The organism is Paeniglutamicibacter gangotriensis Lz1y, from assembly GCF_000348945.1.
GTDB lineage: Bacteria > Actinomycetota > Actinomycetes > Actinomycetales > Micrococcaceae > Paeniglutamicibacter > Paeniglutamicibacter gangotriensis.
Genome location: NZ_AOCK01000003.1, coordinates 315853 through 332419, shown reverse-complemented (window position 1 = coordinate 332419; position 16567 = coordinate 315853). Strand labels below are relative to the sequence as shown.

At 57.3% G+C, this 16567-nt stretch carries 8 protein-coding genes; 7 read left to right on the top strand and 1 reads right to left on the bottom strand.

Going from position 1 to position 16567, the window contains the following annotated elements:
* Positions 1-74 precede the first annotated feature (74 nt).
* The 7 genes from ADIAG_RS22365 (at position 75) to ADIAG_RS06695 (ending at position 13386) form a co-directional block, all read left to right on the top strand.
* Entirely contained in the window at positions 75-1190 is a 1116-nt protein-coding gene (locus ADIAG_RS22365) for a transglycosylase family protein (RefSeq protein ID WP_321162811.1), read from the top strand.
* Between the two features lie 186 nt (positions 1191-1376).
* Positions 1377-2258, top strand: coding sequence for a 16S rRNA (adenine(1518)-N(6)/adenine(1519)-N(6))-dimethyltransferase RsmA (gene rsmA / locus ADIAG_RS06720; protein WP_007270582.1), 882 nt, complete (start codon positions 1377-1379; stop codon positions 2256-2258).
* Positions 2255-3196, top strand: coding sequence for a 4-(cytidine 5'-diphospho)-2-C-methyl-D-erythritol kinase (locus ADIAG_RS06715; protein ID WP_007270581.1), 942 nt, complete (start codon positions 2255-2257; stop codon positions 3194-3196). The genes rsmA and ADIAG_RS06715 overlap by 4 nt, the downstream gene beginning before the upstream one ends.
* Positions 3197-3213: 17 nt before the next feature.
* Positions 3214-5022 carry an ABC-F family ATP-binding cassette domain-containing protein gene (locus ADIAG_RS06710; RefSeq protein WP_007270580.1) on the top strand — a complete coding sequence of 603 codons (1809 nt, stop codon included), beginning with the start codon at positions 3214-3216 and terminating at the stop codon, positions 5020-5022.
* 500 nt (positions 5023-5522) lie between these two features.
* Positions 5523-8069: a helix-turn-helix transcriptional regulator gene (locus tag ADIAG_RS06705; RefSeq protein WP_007270579.1), complete on the top strand. Its 2547-nt coding sequence runs from the start codon at positions 5523-5525 to the stop codon at positions 8067-8069.
* A gap of 1 nt (position 8070) precedes the next feature.
* Complete coding sequence (locus ADIAG_RS20035) at positions 8071-10617, top strand: LuxR C-terminal-related transcriptional regulator (protein ID WP_051059846.1); 2547 nt, start codon at positions 8071-8073, stop codon at positions 10615-10617.
* A gap of 1260 nt (positions 10618-11877) precedes the next feature.
* Complete coding sequence (locus ADIAG_RS06695) at positions 11878-13386, top strand: sugar transferase (RefSeq protein ID WP_007270577.1); 1509 nt, start codon at positions 11878-11880, stop codon at positions 13384-13386.
* Positions 13387-15325: 1939 nt separating this feature from the next.
* On the opposite strand, the gene ADIAG_RS06685 is transcribed toward ADIAG_RS06695, so the two are convergent.
* Positions 15326-16363 (bottom strand): sulfotransferase, encoded by a 1038-nt coding sequence (locus ADIAG_RS06685; protein WP_007270576.1) that lies wholly within the window; start codon positions 16361-16363, stop codon positions 15326-15328.
* Positions 16364-16567 lie beyond the last annotated feature (204 nt).

Below are 16567 nucleotides of genomic sequence, written 5' to 3'. Positions count from 1 at the left end.
TGGCATTGCTGCCCCCGTGCCCGGAATCGATCTAAGTTTGGAATCCTGTGCAGAATGCCCTCAAGAATCGCTGGGTGAAGATCGGCGCGCAAGCAGCCGTATTAACCGCGTTGATCCTCGGTCTCGTGATGTTCGTTGGCTCCGGCAAGACCATCGCCGTGGCCGTCGATGGTCAAAGCGAATCCGTATCCACACGCGGTGCCACCGTGGCCGATGTCTTGAAGGACTCAGAAATCACCGTGGGCGACCTCGACGAGGTCACCCCGGCACTTGAGGCACCGGTTGCCGATGGCGCCCTGATCGACATCAAGCGCAATAAGGTCGTGAACGTGAGCATCGATGGCGTGGACCGCGTCGTGCACACCACCGGTCTGACCGTGGCAGATGTCATCGACCAGCTCGACCTGTCGGAAAAGGCACAGATTGCCCAGGGCCCCGCCCTCTCGTTGGCAGCCCTCTCCACCCCGATCGACATTTCCACTCCCAAGGACATCTCGATCAAGGCCGACGGCAAGACCAAGAAGCTGAGCACCACGGCCGAGACCGTGGCAGATGCACTCACCGAAGCCAAGCTCACGGTGGGCAAGGACGACGAACTGAGCGTCAAGCCCGGTGAAGAGATCACCGATGGCATGAAGCTGAAGATCGTGCGCATCGAAACCAAGACCATCACGGAGACCAAGAAGGTCGACCATGGCACCGATACCGTCAAGGATTCCGACGCTACGGTCGGCACCAAAAAGACCCTGACCAAGGGCGAAGACGGCGAACGCACCCTGACCTACACCCTCACCCTGCGCGACGGCAAGGAATCGGATCGCGAGTTGGCCAGCGACAAGATCACCACCAAGCCCGTTGAGGAAGAAATCTCCATCGGCACCAAGCCGAAACCAAAGCCGAAGGCTGAGTCGAAGCCGAAGACCACCAAGACACCGAAGAGCGTTTCGGGTTCATGGTCCGCCTTGGCCAAGTGCGAGTCCGGCGGAAACTGGTCGATCAACTCCGGCAACGGTTACTACGGCGGCCTGCAGTTCTCCGCCAGCAGCTGGCGCGGAGCCGGTGGCGGCAAGTACGCGGCCCTGCCGCACCAGGCCACCCCCGCCGAGCAGGTTGCCACCGCCGAGGTGCTGCGTCGCAACGGCGGCTGGGGCCACTGGCCGGCGTGCTCCAGCAAGCTGGGCCTGCGCTAGAAACCACATTGGGCGTCCACGCCCGATGCGCACCGAGCTGGCCTCGGTGCACACAACTTCACCATGGACCAGGGGTCCCGCCATCAGGCGGGGCCCCTGCTCCGTCCACCCGGCCAAACCGCATTTCCCAAGCCCCGTACAAGCGCCCCGGTTCGCGGGCGTCGGGCCCTGAACTAGGATTGAGACGTGACTTCCGTAGAATCGACCCCACCCCCGCTCCTTGGTGCCACCGAGATCCGTCGCCTCGCCGACGAACTCGACGTGCGCCCCACCAAGACCCTGGGGCAGAACTTCGTCATCGACGGAAATACCATCCGACGCATTGTGGCCTCCGCCAAACTCGATCCAGATGAGACGGTGCTCGAGGTCGGACCGGGCTTGGGCTCGCTGACTTTGGGCCTGCTCGATGCCGCAGCCCGCGTCGTCGCGGTGGAAATTGATCCAAAGCTGGCTGCCAGACTGCCGCAGACGGTCTCAGAGTTCCGCCCCGAAAAGGCCCAGAACCTCACGGTGATCCTCTCCGACGCGCTGAAGATCACCGAGCTTCCGCATGCGCCCACAGCGCTGGTGGCCAACCTGCCCTACAACGTCGCGGTGCCGGTGGTGCTGCACCTGCTCGAGCACTTCCCCTCGCTGCAACACGGCCTGGTCATGGTCCAGGATGAGGTCGCCGACCGCATGGTCGCAGGCCCGGGCAACAAAACCTACGGGGTCCCCTCGGTCAAGGGCGCCTGGTACGGGACTATGCGCAAGGCCGGGGTCATCGGAATGAACGTGTTCTGGCCCGCGCCCAAGATCAACTCCGGGCTCGTGCGCTTCGAACGAGGCCCCGAGCCCGTGACCACCGCAAGCCGCAAGGAGGTCTTCGCCGTGATCGATGCCGCCTTCGCCCAACGACGCAAGACGCTGCGGGCCGCCTTGGCCGGCTGGGCCGGTTCCCCGGCGTTGGCCGAGGTCGCCCTGCTGGCCGCCGGAGTCGATCCGCAGGCCCGCGGCGAGAAGCTGGGCATCGAGTCCTTCATTGCCATCGCCGAGGCAAAGGCCTTGGCCGAGCCCGGCACCCCATGATCCAGACCGTCACCGCCCGGGCTCCGGGAAAAATCAACGCCTACTTCAGGGTCGGACCGCCGCGAGAAGACGGCTACCACTCGGTGGCAAGCCTCTACTTGGCCGTTTCGCTCTACGAGGATGTCTCGGCCACCGGACGGGACGACGAAGAAATCCATGTTTCCCTGCACCAGAATTCCACTGCCGTGGCCGACCGGGATTCCTTCCCGCTGGGGCCAGAGAACCTGGTGGTCAAGGCCGCCACGATGCTGCGTGAACACACCGGACACTATGCCGGGGTGGATCTGTGCATCACCAAGCGAGTGCCGATCGCCGGTGGCATGGGCGGCGGATCCGCCGACGCCGCAGCCACGCTCGTGGCCTGCAACGCGCTGTGGGGCACCGGGCTGAACCGCGAGGAACTCGCCCGGCTGGGCGCCCGCCTGGGAGCCGATGTGCCCTTCGCCTTGTACGGGGGCGCCGCCGTGGGCCTGGGCGTCGGGGACGACCTGGCTCCGTTGCTGCTGCGCACCCGCACCGACTGGGTGCTGGTCCCGGCCTCCTACGGACTGTCCACCCCGCGGGTCTACGGCATGCTCGATCGGCTGCGCGCCAACGAGTCCGTCACCACCCCCACCGAGGTGGACCCCGCGATGATCGGGGCCCTGCTCGAAGGGGACCTGGACAAACTGGCACCGCTGCTGGCCAACGACATGACCCGCGCCGCCCTGGCCTTGGCTCCGGAACTCGGCGTGGTACGCGACCTCGGCGAGGCCGCCGGCGCTCTGCACGCGCTGGTCTCCGGCTCCGGCCCCACCCTCGCGCTGCTGGCCCGCAACCAGGAGCACGGCGCGCAGATCATCACCCAACTTTCCGACGAGGCGGGTGTGGCAACACTCCAGGTCCACGGTCCGGTCCCCGGCACCGTGATCCTGCCCGCATTCACCGATTCCCTCTAAACAAGGAGCACCAAACCGTGGCCCATCTGCTCGGCGCCGAAAACGTTTCCATGTCCTTCGGCACCCGTACCGTCCTTGACGCGCTTTCCCTGGGTCTCGAGGACGGGGACCGCATCGGCATGGTCGGGCGCAACGGCGACGGAAAATCCACGCTCATGCGCCTGCTGGCCGGACGCATCACCCCCGACGAGGGCCGGGTGACCAAGCGCGGTGATGTGCGGGTTGCCTACCTGGACCAGACCGACGTGCTCGACGGGGCGCTGAGCGTCGGCGAAGCCATCGTGGGGGAGGCCGCCGACTACGAGTGGGCCTCGAACCCGCTGGTGCGCGAGGTCATGGGCGGGTTGGTCGGCGAGGTCGACTGGCACGCGGAGGTTGCCTCGCTCTCGGGCGGGCAGAAGCGCCGCGTCGCCCTGGCCAAGTTGCTCATCGGTGACCACGAAGTGATCATGCTCGACGAGCCCACCAACCACCTCGACGTCGAGGGCGTCGCCTGGCTGGCGGCGCACCTGAAGAACCGCTGGCGCGCCAACGCCAACGGCCTGCTCGTGGTCACCCACGATAGGTGGTTCCTCGACGAGATCTGCACGCAGACCTGGGAGGTCCACGACGGCACCGTCGACGCGTTCGACGGGGGCTACGCCGCCTACGTGCTGGCCCGTGCCGAGCGCGACCGGACCGCCTCGGTGGTGGAGTCCAAGCGCCAGCAGCTGGTCAAGAAGGAACTGGCCTGGCTGCGCCGCGGCGCCCCGGCCCGCACCGCCAAGCCCAAGTTCCGTATCGAGGCAGCCAACACGCTCATCGCCGACGTGCCGGCCGCCCGCGACACCGTGGAACTGAACAAGATGGCCACAGCCCGTCTGGGCAAGGACGTGCTTGACCTCGAAAACGTCTCCCTGGACTTCGGCACCGGCAAACCGATTTTCAACAACATCACCTTCCGCCTGGCCCCGGGCGAGCGCGTGGGCATCGTGGGAGTCAATGGCTCCGGCAAGTCCACGCTGCTGCGCCTGCTCAACGGCGAGATCGAAGCCACCTCCGGAGTGACCAAGCGCGGCAAGACCGTGAAGACCGCGATCCTCACCCAGGAAGTCAAGGAGCTCGAGGAGGTGGCAGACATGCGCCTGCTCGAGGTCATCAAGGCCGAGCGGATGTCCTTCGAAGTGGGAGGCAAGGAAGTCTCCGCCGGAGCACTGGCCGAACAGCTGGGTTTCGGCACCGACAAGCAGTGGACCCCGGTCAAGGAGCTTTCCGGTGGCGAACGCCGGCGCCTGCAGCTGCTGCGCCTGCTCATAGGTGAGCCCAATGTGTTGATGCTCGATGAGCCGACCAACGACCTGGACACCGACACCCTGGCCGCGATCGAAGACATGCTCGACAGCTGGCCAGGCACCCTCGTGGTCGTCTCGCACGACCGCTACCTGCTCGAACGGGTCACCGACCACCAGATCGCCCTGCTGGGCGACGGCAAGATCCGGGGACTGCCCGGCGGCGTCGACCAGTACCTGGAACTGCGCTCCGGCGCACAGGGTGGCGGCAACACCGGTGCCCCCACGGATAAGACCGGATCCGGTGCGACGCCCGAATCCAGCGGACCGTCCGAAGCAGAAAAGCGTGAGGCCCGCAAGGAACTGAACCGTGTCGAGCGTCAGATGGGCAAGCTTGAAACCCTGATCAAGAAACTCCATGCCGAAATGGCCACCGCCTCCGAGGCCTTGAAGTATGACCAGGTCGCTACGCTGAACGCCACCTTGCAGGGCGTGCAAAGTGAGAAGGACGAACTGGAAATGGCCTGGCTCGAGGCAGCAGAGACACTGGGAGAATAAGTGACCGGCCACGAGGACCTCTGGTTGGACGGTAGCAGTGAGTCCGTTGTGGTGGTCACTTCGGACTGCCATCTGCTCTGAGTCCGAGGCGGTGCCTGGAGCCGGAAAACCTGTCGCGTGATGAATTTGAGCCGTTATAAGCCGAGTTCTTCTGACTCAGGGTAGGTACCAGGCCTCGCTACTCTTTTCGATGGATGGTGGTAGTGAGTTCGAATAAACCTGGCTCTCAGTGCCAGGGTGTACCGAACAAGCACCACTGGATCTCCGAACGCATCGTCGCTCCGAGAACACAATGCTTCGAAAAGTGACGGCAACGATCATCGTTAGCGGTTCCTAAAGCCTGCCCCCATTTCGCTCGCACTGCAGGTGAGCGTGGCCGCCGCCGGATGGCTCACCGCTCTCGTTTTCAGGGAAATATACGGGTAGTGTGTGCTCTAATACCTACCGGGCCTCATTGGGGATGGCCCGATATTATCCAAATCTTTGGGGGGATAGGGTAAATGGGCGTCAAATCTTCATCAATACTATGGTTGAGCCATTGGGACGGTCTGCCTTTGCATTGCTTGCAAGCCAGAAACGAACCAAGTTTGGCACGACAAGAAGTTCGGGTTCGGCTGAAAGAGCTCGTGGAGCATTCATCTCCGAATGGTTACGTAGTCAAAGGCCCGTACGGCACAGGCAAGCGTGAACTCGTCCGTGCTGCGTTCCAACAGAAAAGTCGTGGGCTAGAAGCAGTCTGGATATCTGGAAGCCTATATGGAAACGATATCCCCTATGGTGCCATCCATTTTCTGCTGACTGATCTGGACAACGACAGACTCGATTCTCCACTTTCTGTCTACAGCTGCCTGAGGCAACACTTCCAAACTTCGAATTCACCGCCTGTGGTTATTTTGGAGCAGGTGGAATTGATCGACGGATTAACCATTGCCGTGTTCTGTCAGCTGGTAAGTAACAACATCATCAAGTTAGTCGTCCTCGATGACGCGGTAGATGAACTGTCCGAGGATCTCTCGGCGTTGGTTCGGAGCGGGTCCATGGAAGTTCTCCGGCTCAATGCACTGACACTCGCAGAAGCACGAACCCAGATTTCAGAGATGCTCGGTTTGGACGTGTCCTCCTTGACTGCAGCCCGGCTCTGGGTGCACACAGCAGGAAGCCCAGAAACGTTGCGCGCCGTAGTTTTGGACTGCGAACAAGCCGGGATGTTCGAAATTTTGGGTGATGTGACAGCTCTTCAGAATGCTTCCATTCCATATGGATTCCACATGGAGCAGCACATCGCCGAGTGGCTCGGGCGATTGAGCGTCAGCCAACGGGGAACCTTAGATCGCGTGGCGCTGACCGGCGATTTGCTTGAAAACCAGGAAAAACCAAAGCATGATTCCGACAGCGACTTCCTCGCAGGCCGCGGTTTGCTCTTTGAAACAGGCGGAGCGTGGAAGCTAGCAAATCCTGCGCTCGCACAAATTCTCGTCGGTGAGCAATATCGGCTTTATCCACAGCCGCATACCGATGACACATCCGCGGTACAAAATAGCACTTTAGAACAACATGTACACATGGATAGTTGGTTTGATAGTGGTGAGGCGTGTCCCGTTGGAACAGGGGAGCGGTGGCATTCCGCAAAAATCCATGCTCTGCGGCTTAGCCAGGCTGGATCAATTGACACGGCCATAGAAACGATCAATAAGTTCCGCTCGAAACTCCCCGGAACTGAAGAATCTCGGATGGATGAAGTTCAGATAGATCGGGCCGATTCACTCCTAGTACTCATGCGGCTATTTCTTACGGACAGTCGCTTAGACGAGGTTGCAACCCTTATTACGTCGTTGGATCCCGAGGATCCTACGGGGGAGTGGGCAAGGCTCGAGCTATGCCAGAAGCATCAGGCGTTGGCCATGGTCGCGGAATATCATTCGCGGACTAACGACCATGTTGTTGCAGTTGAGCTGGTAGAAGCGTTGCTGGAGGACTTGAGTGTAAGCAGAGCAGATTCTACGGAATACAGGTTGTCTGTGTGCATGCATTCCACGGTACAGTCCCTGCTTAATACGTGTCTTGGGCTCGGGGACTGGGAACACAGTCGCAGCCTCATCAAGCTGATCCTCGCAGGCGCAATACCGAACCTTGCACTCATCGCCTACACGGAATCAGTACAGGCGGCAATGCTCGCCACGGCAGGGAATGCCGCGGAAGCCCGAAAAATCGTGGTCCCACTCCAACAGCAGCTCCGTCTGAGCGGAACATTGATGGAACAGAGACTTATTGACGCGATTGCCCAGTATGCAGCGGTAGGTAACGAACAACTTCATGATCCAGTCACCCGTGGCATCAATCGTCATCGTTTCGGCCAAAAACATGATCTGGTGCCGTTAACTGACATTCAGAGCCTTTGGGTGTCAATACACGCCGCCGTAGAATTTTCCTCCCAGCAAACGTGGAACAGTGTAGAAACCGTTGAAAGCGTGGCAAGAAGGGCCGAAGCGAAAGGGGAGAATCTGGTTGCCTCGCATTTATGGGCACTGCTCATTCGCAGCGGGAACTTTCACGTGGCGTCACGGCTACGCGCATTGCAGGAAGGCCGAGACCACGCACTCGCCAATGCCTTCAGGTTACTCAGCGATGGTGCTCAGTCGCTTGATTCTCAGACCCTGGCTACAGCAGCGGGAGACTTGGCAGCTTTGGGGTTCGTTTCCTTTGCGACTGACGATGGCGCTGAAATTTTTCGCTATATGAATGCCGCACAACGTCGACAGGCTTCCCGCAAAGCGAACAACTTCATGAATTCACAGCAGTCAAGCCGAATTCGACACGACATATACGCCGATCTTGGACGGATGACGGAACTGACTGAACGTGAGCGGTTCGTTGCCTCGGCGGCGGCGAGTGGGCTGTCCAACCAAGAAATTGCGGGACAAGCGAGTGTATCGGTACGCACCGTGGAAGGCCATCTTTATCAGGTCTATTCAAAACTCGGGATTAAAAAGCGTGCGGAGCTCAGCTCGTTGACTGAATTCCAAAACGACTTCGATATTGCCCGCTAGCATGGGGAAAGCGATTTGGAACCGACGGGAATACTCCATCATGCTTGGAGTTTTGAGATCGGATAGAAAGACCGGGGCACTACTTAGCGGAGAATTTGGTACCGGAAAATCCATGATGGTGCGAAGACTGTTGGACTCCGGTGACGTTGAGATGCCAGTCATACGCCTAATTTGTAGCTCTGCGCTCACTGGATCGCAGTATGGGGCCCTGGCTCCATTGCTCGCTGAAACTGCTGAAGAGATCAATGATGTGGTGGCGATTCGTGTCGCACTGAGTGTCGTTGCCCATGAACTGACTCACGCTGAGACTCAGTCTCAAGTGCTGATTATTGTTGAGGAAGCCCAAAGCATCGATTCGGCCAGTGCGTTTGTTTTGGGACAAATGGTACGTTCGGGCCGAATCAAACTATTGGTGCTGAGCAATGAAGAGCATCAGGACCCCAGTTCATTAGAAGCGCTGATGTCAGTGGCTCAATTAACTCGCATCGTCCTTGATCCGTGGACAGCGGAAGAAATTGCTGAGTATTGCGGTTCAATGGTTGGCAGCCGGGTATCGTCTGGTGCCGCATCACTGATCCACCAGGCGACAGCAGGTATTCAGAGCTTGGTGCAGGAATTTGTGGAGTTAGCGGTCCGCCGGGATCTCCTCGTGGACGTAGAGCGTACTTGCGTCATGAGAACTTCCTATCTGGAGCTCGACGAACACGCTGTAGAACACATCCGTGAGCTGGGGCACCGTTACAGCCCGCAAGTACTCGAGTTACTACAAATGCTTAGCTTGGCGGGCCCTCTGACGCATCCACAGTTAGAGGCACTTGGCTTGTTGAAAGTCTTGCACCGGTATCCAACGGCATTGGTGCGGGTACAGCTCGATATCGTCTCTATTTCGAGCGATTTTTTTGCTGATGGTTTAAGGAAAAGCATCCCCTCAGGACGACGCACTTCTTTGTATAAAAAATTCAGTTCGGTGTTAGGCAACGCAGTTGGCGTTGGACCTGAGATCGCCCAGTGGACATTGGAGTGTGGAGGGACACTTTCTGTTGATGATCTATGCCAGGCCGCTAGCAGGGCTCTGCAGAATCACGATCATGCCCTCGTCTTGGGGCTGCTATCGCGGACCGACACCGAACAGGGCACCGCTGTGCTGCCCCTTCGGATACAAGCACTTATTGGCTTGGGACAACTTCATACTGCAGGGACCTTGCTGGCTACGATTCCAACGAATCAATATGCCGACCATACGTCACTGATCGAAAACCTCCGATGCGTTTTGACCTGGCAACAACCCTCACCGCAAAGCCCAATTCCCGATATTCACGACGACTTTCAGTCTGTATCGTACCGACAACAGGGAAAATCAAGTGTGAATGACAATGTGCAGAAATTTGACGATTGCCAGGTCATTACGCGTATCCGACAGGCGAGGGCTCTTTATCAAAGTGGGAAAGTTAGCGAAGCGCTGAGGTTTGTCGAACCTGCTACGGCGGAATGTACTTTTGTGGCTCCCGCTTGCGGATACCGGTTGTCCTTGCTCGTTGTGGCAGTCCGCTCTCTGGTTGCCTCCACACGCTATGACAGTGCTTTTGAGCTCATTGGTGACTTCGAGCTGTCCGGTAGCTACGAGATATTCGTTTGCCATGGGACATTACAGGTGTTGCGTGCTTTGGTGCGTGTACGTCAAGGACAAATGAAATCGGCCCATGAGTACCTCACGGATGCAAGGCCAGAGCTGTCGCTCATTGACCCCGAAGGACTGGGAGCGCTTTGTATAGCTCTGGGCCTTCTCACAGGTACGCGAGATCGTGGTTTAGAAGATATTGAAGACGACACGCGTGTACATCGCGAAATACGGTCTTTCAACGATGAGGGATTGCCTCGAGGGCCCGCCAGCGATGCTTGGTGGAATGAAGACCAAGTGGAAGCCAATTTGCTCAGAGAACTGCTGGAACCTAGGCATTCCGACGCAGCAGTTGTCCAACTTCTCAACCACACCGCGGCCTATGGATTGATAGTTGAGGGGGCACTGAACTTCCATGTATGGACCCATACGCGGGCCGAAGCGTTGAGCCGTAGAAGTTCCAGTTTTTTTGCGGATCTTGTAGCACCAGAAGAATGTACGGTACTCCAACGACAGATACTGGCAATCCGTGCTGTCGAGAGCGGAAGCGTCGAGCAAATGGAGGACTACGCATTCACGGTTTATCAAGCAGGAGATCCTGTGCTTGCGTTGGAGATGATGACGCGAATTGTGGATTACTGGACGTCGAACAACAGCCAGAGGAATCGGGGATTCGCTATCCGGAAGATCCACGAATGGTTGTATCAAATGCGACAAGAACCGTGGGGGATCGTTGCTCAATCATTGGGCGAAAGCGAGCTTACGGCACGAGAAAACGAGATCGTAGAGTTGGTGCGTCAGGGATTAAGCAACCGCGAAATCGCTCGTACGTTGACGGTTTCTCAGCGGACTGTTGAAGGTCATCTCTATCGCATTTTTGCCAAACTAGGGATCTCGCAGAGAACGGAACTGAACTTTGGCGAAGAATAACCACACAAGTTTTCTGCGGTGAGATAGTGCGGCCTTGAGCATTCTGCGCGTCAGCTGCATATGGCGTGGAAGGAGCAAGATCTGAACAAACAAGCACCGCTTACAGACACGTGCTCATGTTATAAGGAAAATCGATTAATCGATCGTTCCCGCCGAGCTGGCGGTCGCATGCCAACCTCTCGGAGAGAACCCATTGTGTTGAACGCTTCTGACCTACGATAGTGAGCCAATATTCGTTACTGAACGCAGCAAGCGTAGATAGAAAGACTTGAAGTAGGCCAAATATGTAAGACGATGCCTGCTACCTGTTTCGGCCGGATCGGTTGCTTGAGTATTAGACGGTCTGGGAACCACCCCTTATGGCCGTCGGGAGCCATCGATATTGCCCTTGGGAAGCCAGTACCACCTGGAGTGGGATCCACCGGCTTCCAAGGGACCTAAGTATTCCTAGACGGCAACGAACATCTCGCGCGGGTCGAGGCGTCCGGTCGTGATCCAGATGATGGTGTGGATGCGACGGACCATGATTGCGTCGGCCCCGCGTTGTTCCCCGTCCGAGACAATTGCGTCAGTCCTTCTGCTGATACTGCGCGTAGAGCGCCGGCGAGGCCGGGCCGTGGCGGCGCTACATGAGAAAGAGTAGCCCGCGCGAAAACCTCCTGGTGGTGTGCTCCAGCAACCAGTCGTTGATCGCCAGCCGGAGGGAATCCCCGATGCACGCCAGGAACTTCACATTACCGGCGGCTTGTCTCGGGTCTGGACTCGATCCATCTCCACGATCGAGGTGGTTCACGCAGCGGGGTCGATTCCTACCTACGACAAGATAGGTCCAAACGATGCCACTGATGGTTCCCACGGAGAATATTCACGTTTTCCCAGAATGGTCCCCAAGCCGAACACTGATGGCTCCAACAGACGTAAGTAGTCGGTTGCTTGCGAACTCATTCAAGCTGTTCCATCAATGCGCCGATGCGATTGAGTATTGACTACTTAGGCATTCCTCTCAAACCGAGTAGGCGTTCCGGGTATTGGCGATTGGCTGCCAGAAACTAGGGTGACCGTTTACGCGTGAGTACTGTTCAGCGAATTCATAGACTTTCTTATAGACCAGCTTCAGCGCTGGTGAACACAATTGGGAAAATTATTGGGGAAATTCTAGGCAATTGGGGAGCCGAAGTTATTCGTGAATATTATTTTAGGTAATTGTCTATGACAAATGCCTAGTTTCACGTTTTCGACACCGCCAACAAGGGGGACGGCGTGACGCATGCTTTTGAGTCGCTGGGGAACCGGGGACTTGTAGGAAATTGGGGAAGTAGTGTTGCGGATCTTCGCAATCATTCATTAACAGATCATCGAAAGATCTCGAGTACTGGCTTTTCTGCCAGTAAGTGGAGAAAGAAATACACACGAATTCTGGTGTTTTCTGATACCGCAATCCTGCTTATGGCAAGTGGAGCAGTCCTAGGAATCTTTTCAGCCACCGCCACCACGAATCTCTGGGTGGCTGGGTGCTCAATTCTTGTATGGGCTTCCTACCTGTCACTAGCGCGTACGCGTTCACCACAGCAGATCGGCGTCGGAGCTAGAGAATATAAGAGAGTGGTTGATTCCAGCGCTTTTGCCGCGGGGACGATGGCTGTGGCGACGCTTTTGCTCGATATTGAGGGTGTACGGGAACAGATATTGGTGACCTTTCCTGCGGGGATGATGCTGCTCTTGGCTGGTCGTTGGTTATGGCGGCGCTGGTTATCGGCAAAGTCTGAAGCTGGCTATGCGTTGTCGCAAGTTGTCGTTGTTGGCCAAAGCCAAGACGTTGACTACGTGGTCCGTCAGCTACAAAAAAATGCGGGACCTGCTTACAAGATATGCGGCTTGCTCTTCGACGGTTCACAAGGTGATCCCCGGATTGAAGAGTCTGTACCTACGTTCCATGGAATTGATAACCTGGAACAGGCCGTCCAATTTGCGGGTGCCGATTCGGTGATTATTGCTGGCTCCCTGCGCGGGGGCACCGGCGCGTTGAAAGAGCTGAGTTGGCGGCTGGAGAAGACACAGACGAATATCATCGTCGTATCTTCATTGACCAATGTTGCTGGACCTCGAATTAGCATGCGACCTGTTGAAGGTTTGCCTCTGATGCATGTGGACGTGCCAAGCTTTGCCGGCGGCCACCATGTGATTAAAAGAGCGATAGATATCGTACTGTCGACTGTCGCATTGCTTGTGCTGATGCCGGTTTTCTTGATCATCAGTATTCTGGTTCGCCAGGACAGCAAAGGTCCTGCGTTCTTCAGTCAAGAACGTGTTGGACGAAACGGTCGCACCTTTAGGATGTACAAATTTCGTTCGATGGTTGTTAACGCTGAAGACGAACTGGAACAACTTAAGAACCAAAATGAGGGTAGCGGTCCGCTGTTCAAAATGAAACATGACCCACGTGTCACCAAGGTTGGAATCTGGCTGCGCAAATACTCGCTCGACGAATTGCCACAAATCTACAACGTATTACGCGGGAATATGTCTCTGGTAGGACCTCGGCCACCACTTCAATCTGAAGTAGCCAGCTATGAAGGTCATACTGGTCGACGGTTGTTCATCAAACCAGGTTTGACAGGTTTATGGCAGATAAATGGTCGCTCAGATCTGGATTGGGAAGAAAGCGTCAGACTAGATCTTTACTACGTTGAGAATTGGTCGCTAACGGGTGATCTGATGATTATGTGGCGGACTTTTAAAGTGATGGTCCAACCCACGGGAGCATATTGAGACCTCGGCGTTGTGGCGTGACAAAAAACTGAAAGACGACAAACTTGTACGGGGCGTCCACCTATGTGGGAGGACGCCCCGTATTAGTGCCTACCGCGACACAGATTCCATTTTGCCCTAGCAGCGCGATTCGGCCACCGGAACTGGTCTTGGGCCGCCACCGCGGGTTCAGAGGGTTACCTCGGGTGAAGAGTTTGAAGAGGGTTCAGGACGGCTGCTCGAGCCCCTTCCGGCGACGGTGTGCCAGTGTGGCACCAGCCAACAAAGCCAGGCTCCAGCCGAGCAGGCTCGGCCACGGTTTGGGACGGATCAAGATGCCGGGGTGAGGCGGAACGCCCTCTGCACCGTCTGCTCGGACAACTAAGGGTGTGCGATTGCGGCATCTGACGCAGCCAGCGGCACACAGCTGAGGCGGACTGGCCCAGTCGGGAAGCGATCGTGCGAAGGCCGCTGCCGACAGGCACTCATCGCCCAGACAACGCCCGGTGCGGTCGTAAAACGGCTGCCGCCAATGAATGCTCGACCGGAACAATTTCGGTGTGTCCCACAATGACCAACACATCACCGGGCATACGCCGCTGAACAGAAGATGAACCACCTAGTGATTCTTGGCGGATCAAGTACGGACTACGCGTGCGCGTCCATGTAGAGCTTTGTAGCGTGTTGATAGGTGGAGGTATGGAATTCCATCTTCGAAAGGGAACAGTGCGGGAACTGGGTGCTGAAACCGTTCAAGGTGGCAGTTCAACGATCATGAGCGTTCCCCAGACGCGATCCATTCCTTCGTCTCTTTGAACGGGACCGGCGACGAGAATCCTCCGCAATCGGAGGATTTGCCCCCCAGCCGTCGTCGGTCCCCCTTTGGCCAAATTTCACGCTATTGCAGCGAACCACAATTCGCAGGGGCCGAGTCAATCCGAGGTTGGAGCAATTACTGCTTTTCACGAAGTCCATTGTGATAACGGACTTGTGACAAGGTGACTTTTGCTTGGTTGCTGACCGCGTTATTCGACGATGGCTGAGTCGCATTGGATGCCGATGGGTTAGATGGGCTAGATCGTCATCACGACACGGAAATCGGCACGTTGCCGGGCACCTGAAAATGGCCATCAGTGCCGTTGTCATGGTGGTTCCGGTTTCGAGGCACAGCAAAGTGCAATCACATCAGATTACTGACCTGTCTGGAGGCATCGTCTTGCATCTGATTTGTCCGCCCAATCTGTTGGGCCAGTCTGGCTCGCACGGTGGCCAGGTGCTCGACGGCGACCTCCGGAGGTTTACCTCGGGTAAAGACCCCGAGGAGAGCCCAAGACGGCAGAACGGGGCTCACCCGGCGGCGCACCGGCCAGTATATTCAAGCTCCAGCCAGCAGGCTCGGCCGCCGTTTCGGACGGACCAAGATGTCGGGTCGAAGCAGAATGTGTGGTGCGTCGCCTGTTCGTGCAGCGGGCTCATCGTGGCTGCTGCGTCAGCCGCTCATTTCACAGGCCCGTACAGCGTCGGTAGGGGCGTGGTCGTGAGGGTCGAGCTGCACCACTAACTCCAGTTCTGCTGTTCTCGTCCGCCCGATACTTCGGGAGTATGCGAGCGAGAATCATTTGGTACCGGAGGAGGCCTCAAACAGTTATTATGCGTGTCCACGGCTTCCTAAGTTCGTACCGTAGAAGCGGGTGGAGTAACAATGCCGCACAGGCCAAATGCCGTCAAGAAAGCAATATGCGCTGCAGTCGGAGCACCACGGTGGGCGTAAGGGAAGCAGCGTTCCCCATGGGCTCTTGTCGCTTCGTCTCAGTAGACGGAGGCCGGTGACGAAGGTCCTCGAAAATGGCGATGCCCCAGCTTCCGCCGGCCTCATTCGAACGCAATGTTGCCGGCGGGATGTATAAGCCGATACTGCTGAGGTTATGTGGGGAAAATATGTTTTAGGGCTAGACCACGGCTACCTTCTACCGAGCTTGTACATCATGCGCAAAGGGAAACTGAGCAGTCCTGCTAGTTGCCGGTCTTTCCTCGTCATTTTCTTCCGCCAAGCCACATCAAGCTTCAACTTAACTTCACCGACCTTGAACCGCATTGGATTGCCGGCCACTGTATGGTGCGCATTGAGCACTATCTGTTGCCCTTCAAACCGCGGCAACTTCGAATCGGGCCCCAACCCAGCGAAAGAGTGGATCTGTCGCAGCGTTACGTCAGGGGCAGTCATGAAATCCTCATAATGGACGGTCATTACCGGGACCTTGAGTAGCGCCAGGGCGTGGAACATAATGCTGTACGTGGTCCAATTGAAGATCGATGCTGTGATGGAATAGCGAGGCATGTCTTCACCCCGGCTGCCGGTTTCTGGTCGCTTGACGATCTTTGACCACGAATAAGCCACCCCTCGCGGATCGCGCACCACCAGAACACACCGTAGATCAACCCTGACAGCGCGCAATAGGTAGGCGTAAGCCGGGTGCTTACTAGAATCCACGAGGATACGGTGTCCGCTGCTCTGGTAGGCAGCTTGGTACAGGCGGTTAAGTACTGCAATGAAGCGTTTGCGGGGCAGCCGGCGAGACCTGAACCCCTTCCTCAGGATCAGTTCGGGCAGGTAGCGGTTTCGTACAACCGTCTTTCGATCGGAGAGGGTTTCTTCGCGGTCCACGTGGGACCAACCGTCAAAGGCTCGACGACCGATGTCTTGCCAGAACGGGCAGTCCATGAACGCTGCGCCGCATCCACATAACTCATTGTTTTGCAGTCCCCGTTCCCAAAGGTGCACCAGCTCGCCGAGTCCAACGAAATCTTCGGACTGCGCCAAACAGCGTTCCAACAGGGTCGAACCGCTACGACCAAATCCACCCAGCATGATCACCGTTGGGGCTGATCCATTATTGGTTTCCGGTGTTTTGGCGAGAAGCGACGCACTGTTGCGGTTAGCCTCGTCGTTCGCTGCGTCGTGCTCACTTCGGTTTTTGAGTTCCCCAATAGAGTCCATGCGCCCTCCAGCTACCATGTGGTGCGCCAATTCGCTTCCCCAAGCGGCGCAAACCCTCGACTTGTTACTTAGAATGAGTCTGCCATCGCCGCCGGCTATTGGGTAGAGCATCGGTGATAATTATCGAACCTCGAGAAATATGCGGATAGATATCGTGGCTTGGGCTCGTGAGTTGTGCCACAATAGCTTGAATGGGGAAGGTTT